The organism is Paenibacillus sp. FSL H8-0317 (assembly GCF_045040685.1).
Lineage (GTDB): Bacteria > Bacillota > Bacilli > Paenibacillales > Paenibacillaceae > Paenibacillus.
On sequence record NZ_CP150294.1, the window covers coordinates 5,109,938 to 5,130,838 of the forward strand.

The window sequence follows — 20,901 nt, forward strand, 5'->3', positions numbered from 1 at the left end:
CCACCCCTCTCCCATATGAAATCCATGGTTTACAATTCCGATCCAGTTCTTTTACAATTCCACTGCATGTCCACCATCAAAAAAGTACAGCCATTTCCGATCAACTTTCCGTCCCAATATATCTTCAATGGCCCGTCCATACAGATCTAGCTGGAAGCGATAATTTTTGGTGAGTTCACCCAAACCACCACGATGCTCCAATACCCGATCCGTCTTGTAATCAAGCAAGACAAGCTCGCCGTCCACCTCATACAGACAATCGATAATCCCCTGTACAAGCACGGTTTCATTTTCAATCGTTGCCTGCATTTTGCTATCTTCTTTTAACATCTGTATATCTGAGTTCGTCGCCCGTTCATGTAGCCATTCCACTGGAGACTGATGTGCCGGAAGTCCATACACAAACGGAATTTCCCGTTTCACCCACTTTGCACGCAATAATTCTTTCCCTGGTTCTGTATTGAAAAATCCGGCCAGTTCTTCAGGTTCGATAGCCGCAGCATGATGGGGCAGCAAAATCTGAAGCTTAATCAACCGCTCAATCGTCTGTTCAATAAGCTGTGAATCAACGGATGATCCATCTATAGGAAGATGCTGCATCAACGTATGATACACATTCCCCCGTTCTGCCCCTGTCAGCTGCGTTGCCTCCATGAATTTCGGACGACGCAGGTGCAGTTTGAAAGACGTACCCACAGATCCCGCATCCGGAACGTTCACCGTAGGGTTTGAATCTGACCCTGATCCAGTCTCGCGCTCGTTAAATTCATCGGATACGCCACGTAGTACATGGCCTGCTTCATCTTTGGTGTAATTGATTCCTGGGGTGTTGTGAGCCAATAATTTCTCGGACTGTTCTCCCAGTTCCTCCATCACCTCTACGGACTGGATATCCTGCATCGCAAGTAACGTTTTCAACTCCGTGACAGATGTACTGGCTGCTACTTGAGTTGCTGCTTCGTAGGGGTACGTCCATGAAAGCCGTTGATCAACCTCGTGGATCAGTTCTGTCTCCTCTAGTTGAAGAGCTACTGTATCGGCACCTTCATCTTCAATGTTTTGGTTAGCCGTATCTTGTGCACTCTTCGTCAGCTCTTCTACCGTTGAAGATGTAACCAACTTCACGGGTTGAACCGCTTTTAGTGCAGCAATTCGCTCTTTCCGAACCGCAGTCATCCCGTCTTCTTCTCCGAGTGTCTGATCCACCACATGGTCACGGGACACCTGATCGGCGGAAATAATAGAGATTGCCCATCGTGATTGATCATCTGCAAGACAAGCTGAGAACGAATCATTGCTTCCAGCAAGTTCACGCAGCACAACCGCATCTGGATGTCTCATCAGGGATGGTCCAATCCAGTCCAGGTAACTCCGTCCAGCAGCAAGCAGATAGTCTGGCAATGCCAGTTCAGGGCTGTCCTTGACCTGAGACCACGCGAGCGCTTTTTTCGCGGCATCTTTTACAGTACCCAGCAAAATCATTTTCTCTTTGGGACGGGTCAACGCAACATACAGCACACGCATCTCTTCAGCAAGCAGTTCAAATTGCGCACGACGACGAATCGCCAGATTGGCTAATGTAGGATAGGCAACCCGGTTCTCACGATCCACAAACCTCGGACCAAATCCCAGTTCCTTATGCATTAGAAACGGTGCGTTCAAGTCCTGCTGATTGAACATCTTGGATATGCCACCGACAAAGACAATTGGAAACTCCAAACCCTTACTCCGGTGAATCGTCATGATACGTACGGCGTTGTCCTGCTCCCCAGAACTACTTGTTACAGTCCCGAGGTCTCCCCCGTTTTCCCGCAGTCTGGAAACATAGGTCAGGAAACGGAACAAGCCGCGATTCGCAGTTGATTCCTCATATTGTCGTGCGCGATCGTACAATGCCTTAAGATTACTTTGACGTTGCAGTCCTCCTGGAAGACCACCAACCCAGTCCAAATAACCGGTTTCCCGATACATACGCCAGATCAGTTCACTTAGACTGCCTTGTCTTGCCTCAAGTCTCCACTGCTCCAATTGACGCATAAAACGAATTAATTTTTGCTGTAACTCCGAGCCTGAGATCTCCGTTATGCCCAGATCCTCACTTACATGTCCAGTAACACCAGCATCCTGCATTCCATCTGTATGCCCTGTATGCACATCGAATTCATACCCATTCTCCAGGATCTCTGCCTCGACTGAAGCTGCTGTCTCCCGCTGTCCCTGTTCCATCTCTGACCAGGCTTCCGGCCACTGTAACTGGACGATATTGGAATCAGGATCGTTATCCTGACGGGATTGCGGTACGGCATTAGTGGAGGAATTGTTCCATTCACCAGCAGCAGATACAACCGCATCATAGAATGACTGTCTTTTGTCACCAAGCCGAATCTGTGCCAGTTCCTCTTCATCCAGTCCGACAATCGGAGAACGAAGCACGGAAGCAAGCGGAATATCCTGCCTTGGATTATCAACAAGCTGAAGCAGAGACATCATGATTTCCACTTCTGTAGCCTGGAAGTAGCCCTTGCTCTGTTCTCCTCCAGCAGGAATTCCCTGCTGTCTGAATTCCTCAATCATGAGCGGAGCCCACATCAAGGTTGAACGCAACAAGATGACCATGTCACCGTAACGTGCCGGGCGCATCGTTTGCAGGGCTTTGTCATATACATGGAGGGCAGGTTTGTCCGTATCCCCAACCATCTCACGAATACGCCTTGCGATCGCCCTCGCTTCCAACTGGGCTGTTTCAAGCTCGGCACTCTCCAGTTCTGCGGAGATCGATGCATCCCCATTCTCATCCGTACTCTCTGTCAGATCAGGACCACCACCCTGACGATCGATCAGCATGAGTTCAGGTGTATACGCCTCATCGCCAAGCGTCTCTGACGGGAACGTAGCCCCATATGCCAGTTGCGCTCGTTCATCGTAAGCAATCTCTGCCACACCTTCGTTCATGAGTTGCCGGAATAACATATTGACCGAATGCACGACTTCCGCACGACTGCGGAAATTCCGTGCAAGATCAATACGTTGACCTGTACGATACAGACGATCTTCCACCATTCCATCCTCACGTGCGCTTGCTCCATACTGGCGATACTTGTTCATAAATAATCCCGGCTCGGCCAACCGGAAACGATAAATACTCTGCTTGACATCACCGACCATGAATCGGTTACCCGGGTTTTCTCTGGAGATGAGCTTCACGATATCTTCCTGAACCGTATTGGTGTCCTGATATTCATCAAGCAACACTTCATCGAATCGCGAACGGTACTCCATAGCCGCATCGGAAGGCATCGACAGTTCAGGCGTTGAATCCTCATGTCGCAAAATGTGAAGGCAGTAGTGCTCCAGATCACTGAAGTCAACTTGCCCCCGTTCCTGTTTGGCCTGTCGATAACGTTCTCCAAATGTACTAACCAGCCTCGACAGTTCCTGCATGAGTGGTGCCGCTTGCTCCAGCTCCTGCCAGAACGAAAAAGCACTTCTTCCAAACAATGAACCTTTCAGGTCGGTAACTGCCTTTTTCGCAGCCTCACGGAGTTCTTTCACCTGATCCTGTAAAGCCGGGTCCGTTTGATCCTTTTTGCAGGGTTTCAGTTTGCCAAATGCAGCGGGTTGAAACACTTCAGGCAACCTCTCCCATGGCATAATCTCAACCGCAGACAGCAGCTCTTCCACCATCACCAGATCTTCTTTTAACGTATCTGCATAAGGTGCCGGACCTTCAGGCTGCATGGAAATATGAATGCCTTGACGGAGTAGTCCTGCTGCACCACTCAAAGCAAGAGCCGCATCACGCAAAATACTCTGAACCCATGCTGAATGTCCAAGTGCCTCCACACTTTCCACCTGAAAAGCAGATGCCATCTCTGAGAGCCAATGATCCGGCCAGGAATGACTGCGGGAGAAATCATACAATCGTTGCACCAGTCGATGCATCGCATCATCATTTCGTTCTCCACTGAACCAGTCGACCAATTCGCGGAATGTACTACCTTCATCTTCTTCGCCATACTTTTCCTCAAATAGTTCTTCAAGCAGTTCCTGGCGCATGATTTCCGCTTCATTTTCATTCAATATACGAAAAGCCGGGTTCAACGGAATTTGCTGATAATAACGGCGAATGACTTCCATACAGAATGAATGCAGCGTTGTAATAGATGCCCGTCCAAGCAGCGACAGCTGTTTACGCAGATGCTCTTCTCCAGGCCGTTCTTCAAGCGCACGTTCCAGCGCTTCCCGAATCCGTTGTTTCATCTCGGCGGCGGCCGCTTTGGTAAACGTGGCTACAAGTAAACGATCCACACTGAATCCTTGGGAGGGATCTGCGATCTTGCGAATAATTCGTTCAACCAGCACGGCTGTCTTGCCTGATCCCGCAGCTGCGGCAACAAGGATGTCTTCTCCGCTTTCCGAGATGGCACTCCACTGGTCATCACTCCAGAAGCTTCCTTCCGGTTTTGGCATATTCGTCATGATGTTTCCCCTCCCTTGGTGTGAGATAACATATCCCAGATTTGCTGTTTGCCCGGTTTGGACAACAGGTTATATTCATTTCCTTCAATATTCTCATCAAACTGACAAACAGGTTTATACGGACAGAACGTGCACGCCACTTCCTGCTGAATACGATAAGGCTCAATGGCCACATCCCCATCCGTAATCCGGGTACCAATCTCGCGGATATTACTGCGAACCGAAGCAAGCAGCGTATCCCATTGCTCTGGCGTAGCTACAGCGGCGCTGCTATAAAAGCTTCCGTCCGCCTTAAGAGCAACTGGAATAATCGCTGAATACCCCTTATCCAGGGTGTTGTCCATTTGTGCGATTGCATCCCGGTCCGCGAGCAGCAAACCTTTCATTTTGAACCGTTTCAACAGTTCTTGTCCGGCCTGCTCCGATGTCATGCCATTTGCAGATTGCAACAGCGGGTTATGCACATGGAAATACAACGTTCCTCCCGGCATCGCCGTTTCTCCAAGCCATTCCTCGGCAGCACTAAGCAGCACCTCCAGATAGGTGAGCATCTGCAATGACAGACCATAATACACTTCATGAAGCTTGAGGTCCGTTTGGCTTGATTTATAGTCAATGACACGCAGGAGCAGACCATTCTCTCCTTCTGCGACATCCACACGGTCAATCCGACCCACGATCTCCATCACACAGCCGTTTTCCAGTTCAAAACGTAGTGGCGGCAACGTTTTATCCGGTCCAAAATCAAGCTCCAATCCAATCGGTTCAAAACTTCCGCGTCTGGACTGTTCACCGAGAATAACGGATGCCCGGCTCACGATGTCCTTCAATTTGCGGAAAATATAACCGTATCGCTTGGTGCTTAGCAAAATCTCCCCTTGCAGCTGTGGTGCAATCTGCTCCACGGTTTGCTCGGCTTCCTGACGACATTGGTCTGGAGTCAAGCTGCCCCAACTACGATTTTCTTCACGCAACCGCATAGCCAGTTGGCTAAGTGCAGCATGAAACAGTTGTCCGATATCAGGAGCCTGAAGGCGGTACAATTGCCGTTCTTTGAGACGCAACCCGTGCGAAGCAAAATGGGAGAACGGACAAGCGACGAAACGCTCCATTCGCGAAACACTCGTCCTCACCTCTGTGCCATACAATCTGCGACTGGTAGCTGTACGTAGTGGCAATGCCCGATTACGATAAAAGATCGATCCCATCAACCGCTCCAGCTGAGGTCTGCTTGTCTCTCGAGATACATGCCAATTGTAGACCGCCCACCACATTTCAGGGATGTCTTCTCCGCGGCGCCATTTGCGCAATTGTCCAATGAGTGCAGACAGACTCTGACCTGGATGGGTGACATAGGACCAATGCGCTTCTTCAGAGTTCGCAACCGGTGGTTGAGCGAGTAATGGCTGTTCTTGTAAACCAAACATCTTCCGTACATGGCGGACAATCTCGGAAGGAAACAGTGCTTTCCCCTCATCATCAGCAACCGGGTAACTCAGCCACAACTGGCTGCTTGCGGCTGTAAGTGCCGTATAGATCAGGAAACGTTCATCCAGCATCTGCCTTGTTGCACCTGGTCCAAGCGCCATGCCACGTTCCGTCAGTAACGCTCTCTCCAGTTCCGTTAATAAGCCATCATCCTGAGGTACGGCGGGTAATTCACCATCAACGGCGCCAAGGATAAATACGTATTTGATGTCCTGAAGTCGTGTACGGTCCATGGAACCAACCAGTACCTGATCAAGTGCCGGTGGTACCAGACCCAGCTTCAGTTCCGTCAATCCGGTCTCGATCATCCCGGCAAACAGCGTGATATCCAGCCGTTCATTCCCCATCATATCGACCATCTGATCCAATAAATCCAGCACAGCTCCCCACATCTGCCGATGTTCTCTCGAACGTTCGGGGTCCCCCTGAGCTTTAGCTTCAGCAGACATATTCTCCAGCTTCCATGGAATCTCAGCATCTTCCAGCAGTCTGTATAGTGCCTCGCACTGGGCTTTGGCTGTCTTTGCCTTTTTCATTCGTTTCTCAAAAACACCCAAGGAATCTGTAATGACCGTTCGGCAGCTCTCAATTAGAGAAAGCATCTGGTCCCGCCCTCGACTACGGCCATCCTGACCGTTGTCTTCCAGCGACAGGCTTGGTACATACTTCCATGGTTTGCCATCAGTCCAGCGATACCCGTGAATACCACAAGCCAGTACATAATTCTCAAGCTGGTCCATATCTTCACGAGTGATGGAACCATCACGCGGAAGCAGCAGATCCGTTTTGACACAGCGAAATACATCCTCGTAACGCCAGTGGCGACGAACAATATCCAATGCGGAACGGATAAACTCGGATAATGGATGATGAAGTTCATTTCTTCTGCGGTCCAGAAAGACGGGTACGTCATAATCCCTGAATAGAGGTTCAGCTATATCGGCGTAGGTATCCAACTGACGAACAAGTACCGCCATATCCCGATAACGCGCACCTTCGTTTTGCGCCAAACGCCGCATCTCACGCAGTGCCCCCTCCATCTCAGCTCGTCGGTTCTCCGCTGCAACCAGTCGGATTCCGGAATCAAGGCCTTCACTTTTCCAACGAATTCGCCGGTCGAAACCAGCCTCCAGATGAGCAAGTCCCGGACGATCCTTGTATCTCGGTGGAATCTCCGAATCTAGCACGGTTATATCGCTCGGTATACCCAGTTCGTCAGCCATCCCTTTCAGGCGCGCATAGGCACTTGCCGTGGGATAGAACAGTTCCAGTTCCCCAGGCAGTGCGCCGTGATCATAAGGACGATCCAATGTCAGTGCAATCGTCACGGAAGAGGACTGCAACATCAGTCGACCAATCACACTCATCTCCTGTGGTGTGAATCCCTGAAAACCATCAATCCAGATCTGGGCATCCTGCAGCAATGCACTTTCCGACAAACGATCTGTCAGCTCAGTCAACGTGTCTTCATCATCAATATATAAATGGGTCAGTTCCTGTTCATAGTCACGATATATCAGATTCAAGTCATGCAACTTGTCCTCCAGAATCGGCGAAGTGGATGAGGTATTCCCTCCAGACAGCCCGTCTTCCAGCAATGATGGATCAACTTCATAACGTTTAAATTCACTATATAACTCATTTAATTCGCCTATAAAACCCAGCTGGCTGCCGGATGCACCAAACAGCTTCAATTCTTCCTTACGGCGCTGGATAACTTTGTAGAGCAGCATCTTTTTGCCTTCGGCTCCGATCGGAATACGAGCAGAACCGCCTGCTTCCTGCATTACGCGATAGGCTAGACGGCGAAAGCCCAGCACTTCTGCACGCATCGTACCTTTAATTGCTCCAGAAGACACCAACGCTTGCTCTGTTCGAAAGGAACTCTGTTCTGGAACGAGTAAAATCAAAGGTTTACCTTGCGGTTCTTGTTGAAGCAAGGTTGTAATTTCCCGGGTAATCAGCGAGCTTTTGCCGCTGCCTGCCCGGCCAATAACAAAACGAACGGACATGTCTAATCCTCCAAACTACACGTACAAGATTTTAATTCCCAGTATAACATATCTGACTTTGTTCGGAACATACGTTTGCCACTATCCGGTAAAAACGGAGATCATCTCCGTTAACACAGCCAAACAGCAAAAAGCCCGCAGCTATCACACTGTGGACTTTTTGCCAAAAGTATCATTTATTTAAACTTCACTTTATCTCACGAGAAATTAAAAAAAGTGAAACGAGACTCTTCTAATTCTTTTTACTGCGCACTTCGAAAATAGCAAATTTCAGGTAATGTCCTTCATCCACGCCCAAAATTTGCGGGTGGTCCTTACCTGCTGCCTTCCAGTCAATTAGACGCAGCACTTTGCCTGCATCTTCGGCTGCATCGGCAATCGTATCCAGGAAAAGGTCAGGACGCATGTGATACGAACAGCTGGCTGTTACCAAATATCCGCCCTCATTGACCAGTTTCATTCCTTGCAGGTTGATATCCTTATATCCACGGCATGCACCTTTGACTGCTGATTTCGTTTTGGCAAATGCAGGAGGATCAAGGATGACCACATCAAATGTTTTACCGCCAGCTGCAAGCGCTTTGGATGTATCCACTTTCTGTTCGCCTGCACGTGCACGTGCGGTACGTTCATCCAGCCCTTTCACTTGTTCACGCAAGTACTGGAATGCATCAGCAACTACGAATTCGACCCGGTCGGTGAAACCGTTAAGCTCCACATTTGTTCGTGCACTCTCAATGGCATGTTCCGAAATATCTAGACAAGTCACTTTCTTGGCTCCATACTTGCAAGCATTCAACGTAAAGCTTCCCGTGTGTGAGAAACACTCCAGTACGGTGGCACCGTCCCAATAAGGGAATGTAACTACCTTACCGCTTTTATTCACAGGCAACATCTGCTGTGTGCCATCCTGCTCGGTCGTTTGTAGTGTGATTCCACTCTTGTAGCCCCAACCCTTCATGAGCGGTTCGATCGCTGCACGATTCTCGCGTTGGTCGAAGAAGTAACCTGTCTTCTGCCCTTCCACGATATCCACTTTAATGAGTAGTCCATTCTCTGTAACCGTGACATGTCTTGGGCAATCTCCGTACAGTGGACCTTTGGTCTGCTCCAAACCTTCCAGTTCACGAATCGAGACATCACTGCGCTCATATATGCCTTCCGGCTGCATTACTTCAATGAGTGCCTTTACGATGGCTTCACGGCAACGATCCATGCCAAGTGTAAGCAACTGTACAACGAGGATGCTGCCGAATCGGTCAACGATCAAGCCTGGTAGAAAATCAGCTTCGCCGTAAACGAGACGGTATGCCTCTCCATCCTGGATAAAACGTTCACGGTGACGCAAGCAATCGCGGAAACGCGCTGCAAAAAACGCGGTGTCCATCTGTTCGGACTCCAGCGGTTGATACGCTACAACTCTTACAGTGATCTGAGATGCGGGATTGTAATATCCTGTCGCCAGATAGCGACCTTGATGATTCAATACATTGACCAGATCTCCCGGTTCCGGGTTTCCGTCAACAGAGGCAATTTCATTGTTAAATATCCATGGATGTGCATGTTCAAGCCGCTTTTTGCGACTGCGTTCGAGTGTAACTGATGGCAAGGTAGATCCACTTCTTTCATAGTTAGTTGAAAACTAGGTTTGGTGCAAAGGAGACGCTACGGCGACGAATTGTTCCTCTGATCGCTGTTATCCCCAGATTTTTTTGAACTCCCTTTTCTCAAAGGGAAAATCCGGGGATAAAGGCGAGCGCTTCGCTTCTTCGGTAACAATTTCGTCTTCTTCGCTGCGTTTGCACGAATCACCGTATCTTTCGAATTGGGGTGGGGCAGTTGAGAGCATGTTGGCGCTAAGCTGTTACTTTAAGCGCTGTATGAGTGACACTACAGCGACGAATTGTTCCTCTGATCGCTGTTATCCCCAGATTTTTTTTGATTCCCTTTCTTAAAGGGAAAACCCGGGGATAAAGGCGAGCGCTTCGCTTCTTCGGCAACAATTTCGTCTTCTTCGCTACGTTTGCACGAATCACCGTATCTTTCGAATTGGGGTGGGGTAGTTTAGGTAACTTCCCTCTGAATTCCTTTAGGCTTGTCATGGTTGTCTTTTCTTACTCATAGGATGAGTTAAGGAACCCGGACGGAAGGAATGATATTTCTATGTTTAGAGATGTGATATTGCCCCTACTCTATGGGCTTATTATCTTTTTTGGTGGCATGAAGCTGATGGAGACGGCCTTGCAGCGCATGGCAGGGCCCATGTTGGCAGGTTGGCTCAATCGCGCCACCTCTGCTCCATGGAAAGGCATGGCCTTCAGTGCGGGCGCAACAGCCCTGTTACAGAGCAGTACTGCGGTCACCGTACTCACCATTGGACTGGCTAATGCCAGATTAATTACCTATGGACGCACACTCGGCATCATCCTCGGCACCAACATCGGGACATGCCTGACGACGGAGTTGGTGGGACTGCAGATCGGACGCGCTTCCCTGCCGCTACTCGTCCTGTCGCTAACGGGCTGGGCCATGTTTGTTGTTCTTGGTGAACGCAATCTGGCCGCTCCTGAACGCACGCGCCAGACTCTGTTTAACATCCAGTACAGCTTCCTCGCAGCTGCGGGATTTGCACTTGTTATGACAGGCATTCAGGTGATGCAATCCATTGCCTTACCCTTGCGGAGCATGGGCGTATTTCAATGGTTTCTCGACCGCTCGGCCGACAGCTTGTGGTGGGGCTTCCTGGCAGGTGCCTGTCTGACAGCGCTCATTCACAGCAGCGCAGCTGTCATTAGCATGGCGATTACGCTCGCTGCCACAGGGGTATTGCCTGTGGAGATCGGCATCGCCATTGTGATCGGGTCCAATGTGGGGACCTGCATCACCGCTGTGATTGCTGCCGCGGGTGGAGCATCCGCAGGCAAATTTGTCGCAGCCTCCCATGTTGTATTAAACATTGCGGGAGCGCTGCTGTTTATGCCGCTGATCGGCCAGCTGCATGCAGCTTCGGCCTGGCTGTCAGCGGATAACGGGGCACAGATTGCGCATGCCCAGACCCTTTTTAACATCACCAGTTCACTGCTTGCTTTGCCATTCTGTTACTTGCCAATCTGGCACAAAAAACCACCGGTTCACGCCCCCGCGGCGAAGTCACCCGTGGCTTGATGGTCTGCCTATGCAGACCCACAGAACTCGCGGCTAACTGACTCGAACTAGAACTATACCTCGTTATACGTTAAAGCCTAACTTGTTCAGGGCTACACGCAAGATATCATCGTTATTATCATATCCGCTCTGCTGCTGTAAGGACCATGCTTCTTCTGGAGCATACCAATCCACACCCTTGATTTCTTCAATCTGAGGCTGTAGATCACCACTCTCGGCTTCAACGAGATAATAATGAACTTCCTTGTCCACCGGGCCAAAATCTGCATGTTGGTACGTGTAAGCAATGATATCGACCGGCTCTACAATGCGACCCACCATACCTGTCTCTTCCAAAATCTCGCGCAGTGCCGTCTGTTCGATTGTTTCTCCATCTTCCATCTTGCCCTTGGCGAGAGTTGTTTTACCATAACGATCTACGATAAGCTGAATTTGAAGACGTCCGTCTTCCCCTGTTCTATAAACAACTCCGCCTGCTGAAATTTCTTTTTTGTTCATCGTGCTCTCCCCCATCAACTTCGATATCTTTATCTTATTTTTTGCAAAAGAAGGACCTCATCTCCCCGGGTAAGCTCCCCAAGGAAATGAAATCCTTGTTTCTGACGCCTCGATCACATCGCGGCGGACTTAAGATTCTCTTCCAACACACGTACCAGCGTAGCCTGACTCTCGTTGACGCCGGCTTCAACCACTTTGACTCGGCACACTTTACCGACCATATCCATCGTTCCGTCAAAGACCAGTTGAATGTAGTTGTCGCTATAACCGTGCAGCTTGCCACTTCCCTCGCGGCCTTTGGCTTCACCTTCGGGAATAACATCCAGTACCTGTCCGACAAACTGCCCAGCGTACTCCAGTTGCATCTGCTCAGACAAGTCAATCAGTTCATGCACACGTGCATTTTTGACCTCTTCGTCCACCTGATCTTCCATCCGTGCTGCTGGTGTACCCGTACGCTTGGAATAAGGGAATACGTGCATTTCGGAAAAACCGATCTTCCGCATCAACTCATAGCCATTACGGTACATCTCATCCGTCTCACCTGGAAATCCAACAATAATGTCTGTTGTAATCGCTACATCCGGCATTGCTTCCCGAATGCGAAGCATCTTGTTGTAAAACTCTTCTGTCGTATATTTGCGGCGCATGCGTTTCAATACCGTATCATCACCCGCTTGCAGCGGAATATGGAAGTGGCGAACGAGTTTGTCCGAACGTTTGATCACGTCGAGCATACGGTCGTCAATCTGACTGGCTTCAATCGAGCTGATTCGAATACGCTCCAGCCCCTCTACCTTGTCCAGGTCCCACAGCAGATCGGTGAGATCATAATTCTCCATGTCATCACCATACCCACCTGTATGAATACCGGTCAGAACAATCTCCTTGTATCCGGCGTGTACGAGCTGATGCGCCTGTTGAATAATGCTATTCGCCTCACGGCTGCGTGAGAGACCACGAGACCACGGAATGATGCAGAATGTGCAAAAGTTATTGCATCCATCCTGAATTTTCAGGAATGCTCGGGTACGATCAGCAAAATCAGGTACATCCATCTCTTCAAACACACGGGTTTTCATAATATTACGCACCGCATTAACCGGTTGACGGGACTCCTGAATTTCATTAACATATGGCAAAATCTTGTCACGGTCCTGTGTACCGATAACCAGATCCACCCCTGGGATGTCCAGAATCTCTGCCGGAGAAGTCTGCGCGTAGCAGCCTGTAACTGCCACAATCGCCTCCGGGTTGCGCCGAATGGCACGACGAATAATTTGACGGCTCTTTTTGTCGCCGGTATTGGTTACTGTACAAGTATTAATCAAGTATACATCCGCTGTCTGTTCATCAAAGTCCACTTGATTGTAACCTTCGTTTTTGAACAATTGCCAAATCGCCTCTGTATCATAGAAATTAACTTTGCAGCCTAAGGTGTAAAACGCCACGGATGGCATAATTACATTCCTCCCATTTCTCCGGATTCATATAGCACGCAAGTTAGTGCTGCCATTCCAGCTGTCTCAGCACGCAAAATGCGTTTGCCCAGTCCAACAGACACAGCACCTGCCTGATCTGCCTCTGCCGTCTCCTTCTCAGAAAATCCACCTTCCGGTCCAACCACGATCAAAACTTCTGCACTTGCATCAGGTGCAAGCTGCTCTATAAACGGCTTCAGTGCATCTCTCAGCTGTTTACCGTTTTCTTTCTCATAACAATAACATACCAGGCTATAGCCCTCAAAAGAAGATAACAGCCCTTTCCAGGAAAGCGGCTGCTCAACGGATGGAATACGATTCCGGTGACTCTGTTCTGCAGCTTCCTTGGCAATTTTCCGCCACCGCTCCAACCGTTTGCCTTCTTTCTTGGCATCATATTGCACAATCGTACGCTCTGATAGGAAGGGTACAAATGATACCGCCCCAATCTCAGTACACCTCTGGATGACTGTTTCCATCTTGTCACCCTTGGGCAAACTTTGTGCCACGGTTACACGAATCCGTGCTTCACGGTCCATAGCCAAAGACTCTACAATATTTGCAGTAACTTGGCCAACTTCAATGGTCTCAATTTCCACGAGTGCTTCTCTGGAGTTTCCGTCACTGACAATCAGTTTATCTCCAGGTTTACCACGCATAACCTTGCCGATATGGCGTGCATCATCACCTGTGATGATCACAGCGTGTTCATTAAACTGTTCTGCAGATACAAAATATCGCTGCATTAGTCAATCCACCCATTCTGTCCTGTTATGACTGGAATTCACCCCGCCTGATGACAAGCGTGAATCCAATCGCCACAGATGATCATACAACTTTTACGTGTATCTGACCAGTATATCAGCCCAAAACACGATGCGCTTTTAGCGATATAATTCAATAACCAGCTTTGCCAGATCCACATACATCGTTTGCGCAAACTCATACAAAGGTTGAATCGTCACATTTTGCAACGGAGGTATAACAAGAATCAATAGGAAGATAAAAATGGACCATTGCTCCACCCCTTGCATCTTGCGGCTGATTGAAGGTGGCACTATATCTTCCAGAATCCGATAACCATCCAGTGGGGGCAACGGAATCAAGTTAAACAGGAACAGGAAAAAGTTGGTTAAGTTAAAGATAGCGAAAAACGTTGTGATTGCTGTCAGCAACCGTTCATTATCAATGCCGCCGAGTGCGCCCGAACCAACCAGTGAAGCATAGATGATTGTACCGATGATCGCGAGCAACAGATTGCTCAGAGGCCCTGCTGCGGATACGATGATGCCCATCAATCTAGGTTTGTCGAAGTTAGCACGATTAACCGGAACTGGACGTGCCCAACCAAAGCCGGCAATAATGAGCAACAGCACACCAAACAAGTCAAAGTGTACAACCGGATTCAGCGTGACCCGACCCAACAGCTTGGCTGTCGGATCACCGAATTTGTTGGCAAAATACGCATGCGAGAATTCATGCACCGTAAATGCGATCAGGATGGTCAGCAGGAAAAAAGGAAGCTGATCGATCGGATAACGAAAGAACGAATTCCAAAAGTCCATACGTTACCCCTTTCTGGCTACAAACGCCAGCCAATCCTCATCACGGTGGATCGCACTAACTTCAAACCCGGAGGATACCAGCGCGTCATGTACAACCTGCTCTTTGTTCTTCCAAATGCCGGATACAATATAGGTACCACCAGACTCAAGCGCATGATAGACATCGTCTACGAACAACAAAATGATCTCAGCCAGAATGTTCGCCACGACAACCTTAACTGGCAGTTGCACACCTAGCGCAGGGTCCTGACTCCCGAGGACGGACAACAGATCACTCTCTTTAACCGTAATTTGTTGCTCCAGCCCATTCAGTTCCACATTCTCTCTGGCACTGATGACCGCAACTGGATCCAGATCAAGCGCCAACACATGTTTAGCACCAAGCTTTATCGCTCCAATTGCCAAAATGCCAGAACCTGTACCTACGTCAATGATTTCCTCGCCGCCTTGAATAACCGTTTCCAGTGTGCGCAAGCAGAGGGAAGTCGTTGGATGAGTTCCTGTACCAAAAGCCATACCTGGGTCAAGTTCAATAATTTTCTCATCCGGACTTTCTGGCGTATACTCTTCCCACGTTGGTTTAATCGTCAGACGTTCTGATACACGTACCGGTTTGAAATATTGCTTCCAGGCCGTTGCCCAGTCATTTTCATCCACTGTACGTGTCTCATAACGAACCTCACCCGTATCAATTCCGAATTCAGTGAGTTCTTCGATTCTTGGATTAACTTCTGACTGCAATGCAACCATGTCCGTACCTTCGGAGAAGTACCCTTTGATGACCGCAAAGCCTTCCGGAATATCATTCAAAGGAACGTCGTATAACTCCCCATATGTCGTGTCCCGTTTTTTATTTAAAGTACCGGACTCTTCAATCGAAACCCCTCCAGCACCCGCTTCATGTAAAAAATTCGAAATCATCTCCACAGCTTCTTCTGTGGTATGTATTGTTAGTTCATGCCATAACATACTTGGTTTTTCCTCCTCATTTTTCAAACATCCCAACTATTGTACTACACAAGCTAGCCGGAGCACAAAGCCGCACCAGTAAAAGAAAAACAAAACAGGATATCCGCAGCCTGACTGCTCGAATATCCTGTCATCTATTCATACATATCTGTTTCATTTACTTCAGCATTTTGTATAATTCGAATCTCACTTAGCAAAAACGCCCACCATTCTGTGTGATCATCTCTGCGGCTTGCGGGAGCGAATCGTTGGATACGGACACGGTCAGCAAAATTTCTTGTTTCAGCCTGTTTGCCGAGTCCTCTTTGGGTGAATCATACACCTGACCATTGGACAACATTTCCGTTTCATCACTAATCAGGGCAAGTACATTCAGTTCGCCACTAAACCCTCCGACAACGGCCGTAGGAGAATTATCGAAGCTCTTAACATCGTTTGAGTCCAATGCAGACGCTTCATTGCCAAGGCTCTCAATACTCAATTGGTTCGGGTGCAACAATTCGAGGGCTCTGCGTGCAGACTCGGCCTCAGTCCAGCTTGTAAAAACAGCTTCGAGGGTCACTGCCGAGCGATCTTCAGTCATTAAGCTCCCGTCCCTGTCGTCGATCAGCCGCTTCACTGCGGCGTAGTGCTTCAACATCTTCATGATCCGCAGCTTCAGCGCTGAATTCCACGTCCTCATTTTTTGCGGATTGCATACGTTTCATCTTTTCCGTTTTCGTTAAAATCTTGCCTGGACGTTCATGTTCTGCCATTGTAATGCTCCTCCTTCAAATTGGGAAACTAGATCATTCCACCGGCTTGTTCGATAATAGACATAGCGCGGTGATGTACCGATTCATCTACGATGACCGTTAGTAATACATCTCTTCCTGTAGGGCCACCCTGTCCACCATCACTCATGCCGCTTGCAGAAGGGTCCGCCGCCGCCATGATTCCAGCACTGGCATTTGTTTGCATCGAATCGGGCACCCATGATGAAAAACTGCCGGAAACGCCCGGCTTGTAGGAAGCGCCACTTGGTCCTACACCCGCATAACGGCTGAATCGATTAATTGACAGGTCCTCCACTCGCAATGCCTCCAGTTTTTTGGCTGCCCCTTGAGCCTGCTCCGGGCTGTGAAAGTACGCCAAAATATTTTTCTCGGTCATCCGCTTCACCTGCTTCCCTAATTTCTCGCATATCAGCTATGCATATCATTCTCGCCATGCTATCTTTCCGCAAGTTCGCTCAGAATATACCGAATGCTCTCACAAATTGCTGTCGTTCTTTGTAGCATAGATCCATGAATTTTGCCAAAATCACTGAACCACTAAAAAAAGGCGTACAAAAAAGGACACCATACGGCAAAAACCGCTGTGGTGTCCTTAAGAATTTGCTTTATTTTATTCTCAGTCGCCGCGGAAGGCGCGTTTCACTCTATCAAAGAAAGATTGTTCATGCTCATGTGTTTGCTCTCCATCCAGCGCAGCAATTTGGCGAAGCAGATCCTTCTGCTCGTCATTCAGCTTACTAGGTGTAACTACAACCACTTTCACATGTTGATCTCCTTGCCCCATACCGCGTAGGCGTGGTACGCCTTTGCCTTTGAGTCGGAAATACGTTCCCGTTTGTGTACCAGCTGGTACTTTCAACTTCACTTTCTCGGTCAACGTTGGGATTTCAACTTCATCTCCCAGAGCTGCCTGAGCAAAGGTAAGTGGGATTTCGCAATAAATATCGTCACCTTCACGCTCGAAGAAATCATGTGATTTCACGCGAATGACAATATACAGGTCTCCCGCTGGTCCGCCACGCAGGCCTCCCTCGCCCTCACCTGTCATACGCAGTTGCGCGCCATCATCTACACCCGCTGGAATGCGGACATGGATTTTGCGTTGCTTGCGGACTTTACCGCTACCACTACACGTTGTACATTTTTCTTTGATAATTTGGCCCGAACCGCTACAGTTCGAACATGCACGACGATTAACCATACGACCAAACGGTGTATTTTGCACGACTTCCTGCTGACCGCTACCTTGGCAGACCGAGCAGGTTTCCGGTTTCGTTCCAGGTTTGGCACCTGAGCCATGACAGGTATCACAGCCTTCGGTACGCGGAATCGTAATATCCGTTTCTTTACCGAATACAGCTTCCTTGAACTCAATCGTCATCGTGTACTGCAGATCATTCCCCCGTTGCGGAGCATTTGGATCACGCCGTCCACCGCCACCGCCGCCAAAGAACATGTCGAAGATGTCGCCAAATCCACCGCCGCCAAAATCACCGCCACCACCGAATCCACCTTGATTCGGATCGACATGACCATATTGATCATATTGTGCACGCTTCTGACCGTCACTCACTACGTCGTAAGCTTCTTTAACTTCTTTAAATTTAGCTTCCGCATCAGCAGCCTTGTTTACGTCAGGGTGATACTGACGGGCAAGCTTACGGTAAGCCTTTTTAATCTCATCGTCGTTAGCCGTTTTACTAACGCCAAGCACCTCATAATAATCACGCTTTTCAGCCACTCTTCCACCCCCATATCATTCACCTTATCGCACATCGTGACAAAAGGAAAGCCAAAGCGCGGGAGCCCCGGCTATGACTTTCCCTCTAATTCGAACGTCACCGATGTTTAATTCGCGTAGAACTACGAATTAGTTTTGTTTTTTATCTTCATCCACAACTTCGTAATCAGCGTCTACGACGTTATCACGTTTAGCGGAACCTTGTTGCTCTTCAGCACCTTGTGCTTCTTGCTCTTGCGCCTGAGCTTGCTCATACAGTTTCACGGACAGTTGTTGAACGATCTCTGTCAGCTCTTCTGTAGCAGCTTTGATATCTTCCAGGTTGTCGGAAGCCAGAACGCCTTGCAGTTTTTCTTTGGCAGCATTTGCTTTTTCAACTTCGCCAGCATCTGCTTTTTCGCCAAGATCTTTGATCGTTTTGTCAACAGAGTAGATCAATTGATCTGCACTGTTTTTCGCTTCAACGAGTTCTCTGCGTTTTTTATCTTCTTCAGCGTGCAACTCAGCATCTTTCATCATTTGCTCAACTTCAGCATCGCTCAAACCGCTGGAAGAAGTGATTGTGATTTTTTGAGTTTTGTTAGTACCTTTATCTGTTGCAGATACGTTAACGATACCGTTGGCATCAATATCGAAGCTAACTTCGATCTGTGGAACGCCACGTGGAGCTGGTGGAATATCACCCAACATGAAACGTCCAAGCGATTTGTTACCTGCTGCCATCTCACGCTCACCTTGCAGAACATGAATCTCAACGCTAGGTTGATTGTCTGCATATGTGGAGAATACTTGAGATTTGCTTGTAGGGATCGTTGTGTTACGCTCGATCATTTTTGTGAATACGCCACCCGCAGTTTCGATACCCAGGGACAATGGAGTTACGTCAAGCAATACAACGTCTTTCACATCACCTGTCAGTACGCCCGCTTGTACAGCAGCACCCAAAGCTACAACTTCATCGGGGTTAACGCCTTTGTGTGGATCTTTACCCGTCAGTTTTTTGATTGCTTCTTGTACTGCAGGAATACGTGTGGAACCACCAACCAATACGATCTTGTCAATATCGTTAGCTGTCATACCCGCATCACTCAATGCACGACGAGTTGGTTCAAGCGTACGCTCAACCAGACCTGCAGAGATTTCTTCAAATTTCGCACGGCTCAGGTTCAACTCCAAATGCTGTGGAACGCCATCAGCAACCGTGATGAACGGCAAGGAGATTGTTGTAGTCAATACACCGGAAAGTTCTTTTTTCGCTTTTTCCGCTGCATCTTTCAAACGTTGAACCGCTGCTTTATCTTTACTCAAGTCAATGCCTTGATCTTTTTTGAATTCACTTACGAGATAATCAATGATTACTTGGTCAAAGTCATCCCCGCCCAGTTGGTTATCCCCGCTCGTTGCTTTAACTTCGAAGAAGCCGTCACCCAGTTCAAGAATGGATACGTCGAACGTACCGCCACCCAGGTCATATACGAGAATCGTTTGGTCTTCGGATTTCTCCATACCGTATGCCAAAGCTGCTGCTGTAGGCTCGTTGACGATACGCAGAACTTCCAAACCTGCAATTTTACCCGCATCTTTAGTCGCTTGACGCTGACTGTCATTGAAGTACGCTGGTACAGTGATAACGGCTTGAGTTACCGTTTGACCCAGATAAGCTTCAGCATCAGTTTTCAATTTTTGCAGAATGATTGCAGAGATCTCTTGTGCGGAGTAGTCTTTGCTATCGATTGTTTCCTTGTGGGAAGTACCCATGTGACGTTTGATCGACATGATGGTACGATCCGGATTGGTGATCGCTTGACGTTTTGCAGTTTCACCAACAACGCGCTCTCCATCTTTTTTGAAACCAACTACGGATGGAGTTGTACGTGCGCCCTCCGGATTTGGAATTACGACAGCCTCGCCGCCTTCCATTACTGCTACGCATGAGTTTGTTGTTCCTAAGTCAATACCAATTACTTTGCTCATCCGAAAATTTCCTCCCTCAACAATTTAAAATGAATGGGTCTGATCTGACCCTTATTTAGATGTTCATGTTGCTAATCGTGCTCTATGTGTACAAACCTTTATATTAAACTTCGCCCACATTGTTCAACTATGGAGCCGACTCATTCCTTCCTATAAGGAATTATGAGCTGACTTTAACCATAGCTGGACGAAGCACTTTATCTTTCAGCATGTAGCCTTTTTGGACTTCCTCAACAACGATACCTTCTTCGTACTCGTCGCTCTCCACTTGCATAATTGCTTGGTGGAATTCAGGATTGAACGGTTGTCCTACCGATTCCATTGCCGTCAGGCCTTCGTTATTCATTACGGTTTCCAATTGACGGAAAATCATTTGGATGCCCTTGGAGAAAGATTCGACCTCTGCTCCTTCCGGTACAGTAGCCATGGCGCGCTCGAAGTTATCAATAACCGGTACCAGTTCGGTGACCAGCTTCATCGAAGCGTATTTAGCCAATTCTTCTTTTTCCTTCTGAGTACGACGACGGAAGTTATCAAAATCAGCCTGTGCACGGACATAACGCTGCTGTTGCTCCTCAGCTTCTGCCTTCAGACGTGCAAGCTCATCCTGCTCCTGATCAGCCATCTCTTCAGCTTGTGCTTCTGCAGCGCCAGCTTCATTAATAGGCTCCTGCTCAGCTGCTGTTACCTCTTGTTCTTCTGTAAATGATTGCTCCTCTTTCAAGATGTTCACCTCCTTATACGAATGAAATG

At 48.5% G+C, this 20,901-nt stretch carries 15 protein-coding genes; 1 reads left to right on the forward strand and 14 read right to left on the reverse strand.

Annotation, left to right across the window (positions count from 1 at the left end; genetic code table 11):
* Positions 1-51: 51 nt before the first annotated feature.
* The 3 genes from addA to MHB43_RS22940 all read right to left on the reverse strand — a co-directional run bounded on the left by addA (position 52) and on the right by MHB43_RS22940 (position 9,588).
* Entirely contained in the window at positions 52-4,479 is a 4,428-nt protein-coding gene (gene addA, locus MHB43_RS22930; protein WP_339178060.1) for a helicase-exonuclease AddAB subunit AddA, read from the reverse strand.
* Entirely contained in the window at positions 4,476-7,979 is a 3,504-nt protein-coding gene (addB, locus tag MHB43_RS22935; RefSeq protein ID WP_405130481.1) for a helicase-exonuclease AddAB subunit AddB, read from the reverse strand. The genes addA and addB overlap by 4 nt, the downstream gene beginning before the upstream one ends.
* 232 nt (positions 7,980-8,211) lie before the next feature.
* On the reverse strand, positions 8,212-9,588 hold the full coding sequence (locus MHB43_RS22940) for a class I SAM-dependent rRNA methyltransferase (protein WP_405130482.1): 1,377 nt from the start codon (positions 9,586-9,588) through the stop codon (positions 8,212-8,214).
* A 554-nt stretch (positions 9,589-10,142) separates the two neighbouring features.
* On the opposite strand from MHB43_RS22940, the gene MHB43_RS22945 reads away from it, so the two are divergent.
* Positions 10,143-11,144, forward strand: coding sequence for a Na/Pi cotransporter family protein (locus MHB43_RS22945; protein ID WP_017687227.1), 1,002 nt, complete (start codon positions 10,143-10,145; stop codon positions 11,142-11,144).
* 63 nt (positions 11,145-11,207) lie between these two features.
* Here MHB43_RS22945 and MHB43_RS22950 read toward each other — a convergent pair whose 3' ends face one another.
* From MHB43_RS22950 to grpE, 11 genes are all read right to left on the reverse strand, one after another.
* Positions 11,208-11,642, reverse strand: coding sequence for an NUDIX hydrolase (locus tag MHB43_RS22950; protein WP_221821973.1), 435 nt, complete (start codon positions 11,640-11,642; stop codon positions 11,208-11,210).
* Between the two features lie 113 nt (positions 11,643-11,755).
* Complete coding sequence (gene mtaB, locus MHB43_RS22955; protein ID WP_339178069.1) at positions 11,756-13,102, reverse strand: tRNA (N(6)-L-threonylcarbamoyladenosine(37)-C(2))-methylthiotransferase MtaB; 1,347 nt, start codon at positions 13,100-13,102, stop codon at positions 11,756-11,758.
* 2 nt (positions 13,103-13,104) lie between these two features.
* Positions 13,105-13,869, reverse strand: a complete 765-nt coding sequence (locus MHB43_RS22960; RefSeq protein ID WP_339178072.1) for a 16S rRNA (uracil(1498)-N(3))-methyltransferase — start codon at positions 13,867-13,869, stop codon at positions 13,105-13,107.
* A gap of 138 nt (positions 13,870-14,007) precedes the next feature.
* Positions 14,008-14,688, reverse strand: a complete 681-nt coding sequence (locus MHB43_RS22965; RefSeq protein WP_339178074.1) for a site-2 protease family protein — start codon at positions 14,686-14,688, stop codon at positions 14,008-14,010.
* 3 nt (positions 14,689-14,691) lie between these two features.
* Positions 14,692-15,657: a 50S ribosomal protein L11 methyltransferase gene (gene prmA, locus MHB43_RS22970; protein WP_339178076.1), complete on the reverse strand. Its 966-nt coding sequence runs from the start codon at positions 15,655-15,657 to the stop codon at positions 14,692-14,694.
* A gap of 190 nt (positions 15,658-15,847) precedes the next feature.
* A complete protein-coding gene (locus MHB43_RS22975) occupies positions 15,848-16,240 on the reverse strand; it encodes a hypothetical protein (RefSeq protein WP_221821967.1) in 393 nt (130 codons plus the stop codon).
* A complete protein-coding gene (locus MHB43_RS22980; RefSeq protein ID WP_339178079.1) occupies positions 16,233-16,412 on the reverse strand; it encodes a YfhD family protein in 180 nt (59 codons plus the stop codon). Before MHB43_RS22980 ends, MHB43_RS22975 begins: the two co-directional genes overlap by 8 nt.
* 28 nt (positions 16,413-16,440) lie before the next feature.
* Positions 16,441-16,809: a hypothetical protein gene (locus MHB43_RS22985; protein WP_017687219.1), complete on the reverse strand. Its 369-nt coding sequence runs from the start codon at positions 16,807-16,809 to the stop codon at positions 16,441-16,443.
* Positions 16,810-17,049: 240 nt separating this feature from the next.
* Positions 17,050-18,174 carry a molecular chaperone DnaJ gene (gene dnaJ, locus MHB43_RS22990; protein WP_062835521.1) on the reverse strand — a complete coding sequence of 375 codons (1,125 nt, stop codon included), beginning with the start codon at positions 18,172-18,174 and terminating at the stop codon, positions 17,050-17,052.
* A gap of 129 nt (positions 18,175-18,303) precedes the next feature.
* On the reverse strand, positions 18,304-20,148 hold the full coding sequence (dnaK, locus tag MHB43_RS22995; protein ID WP_339178081.1) for a molecular chaperone DnaK: 1,845 nt from the start codon (positions 20,146-20,148) through the stop codon (positions 18,304-18,306).
* A gap of 160 nt (positions 20,149-20,308) precedes the next feature.
* Positions 20,309-20,872 carry a nucleotide exchange factor GrpE gene (gene grpE / locus MHB43_RS23000; protein ID WP_076211668.1) on the reverse strand — a complete coding sequence of 188 codons (564 nt, stop codon included), beginning with the start codon at positions 20,870-20,872 and terminating at the stop codon, positions 20,309-20,311.
* Positions 20,873-20,901 lie beyond the last annotated feature (29 nt).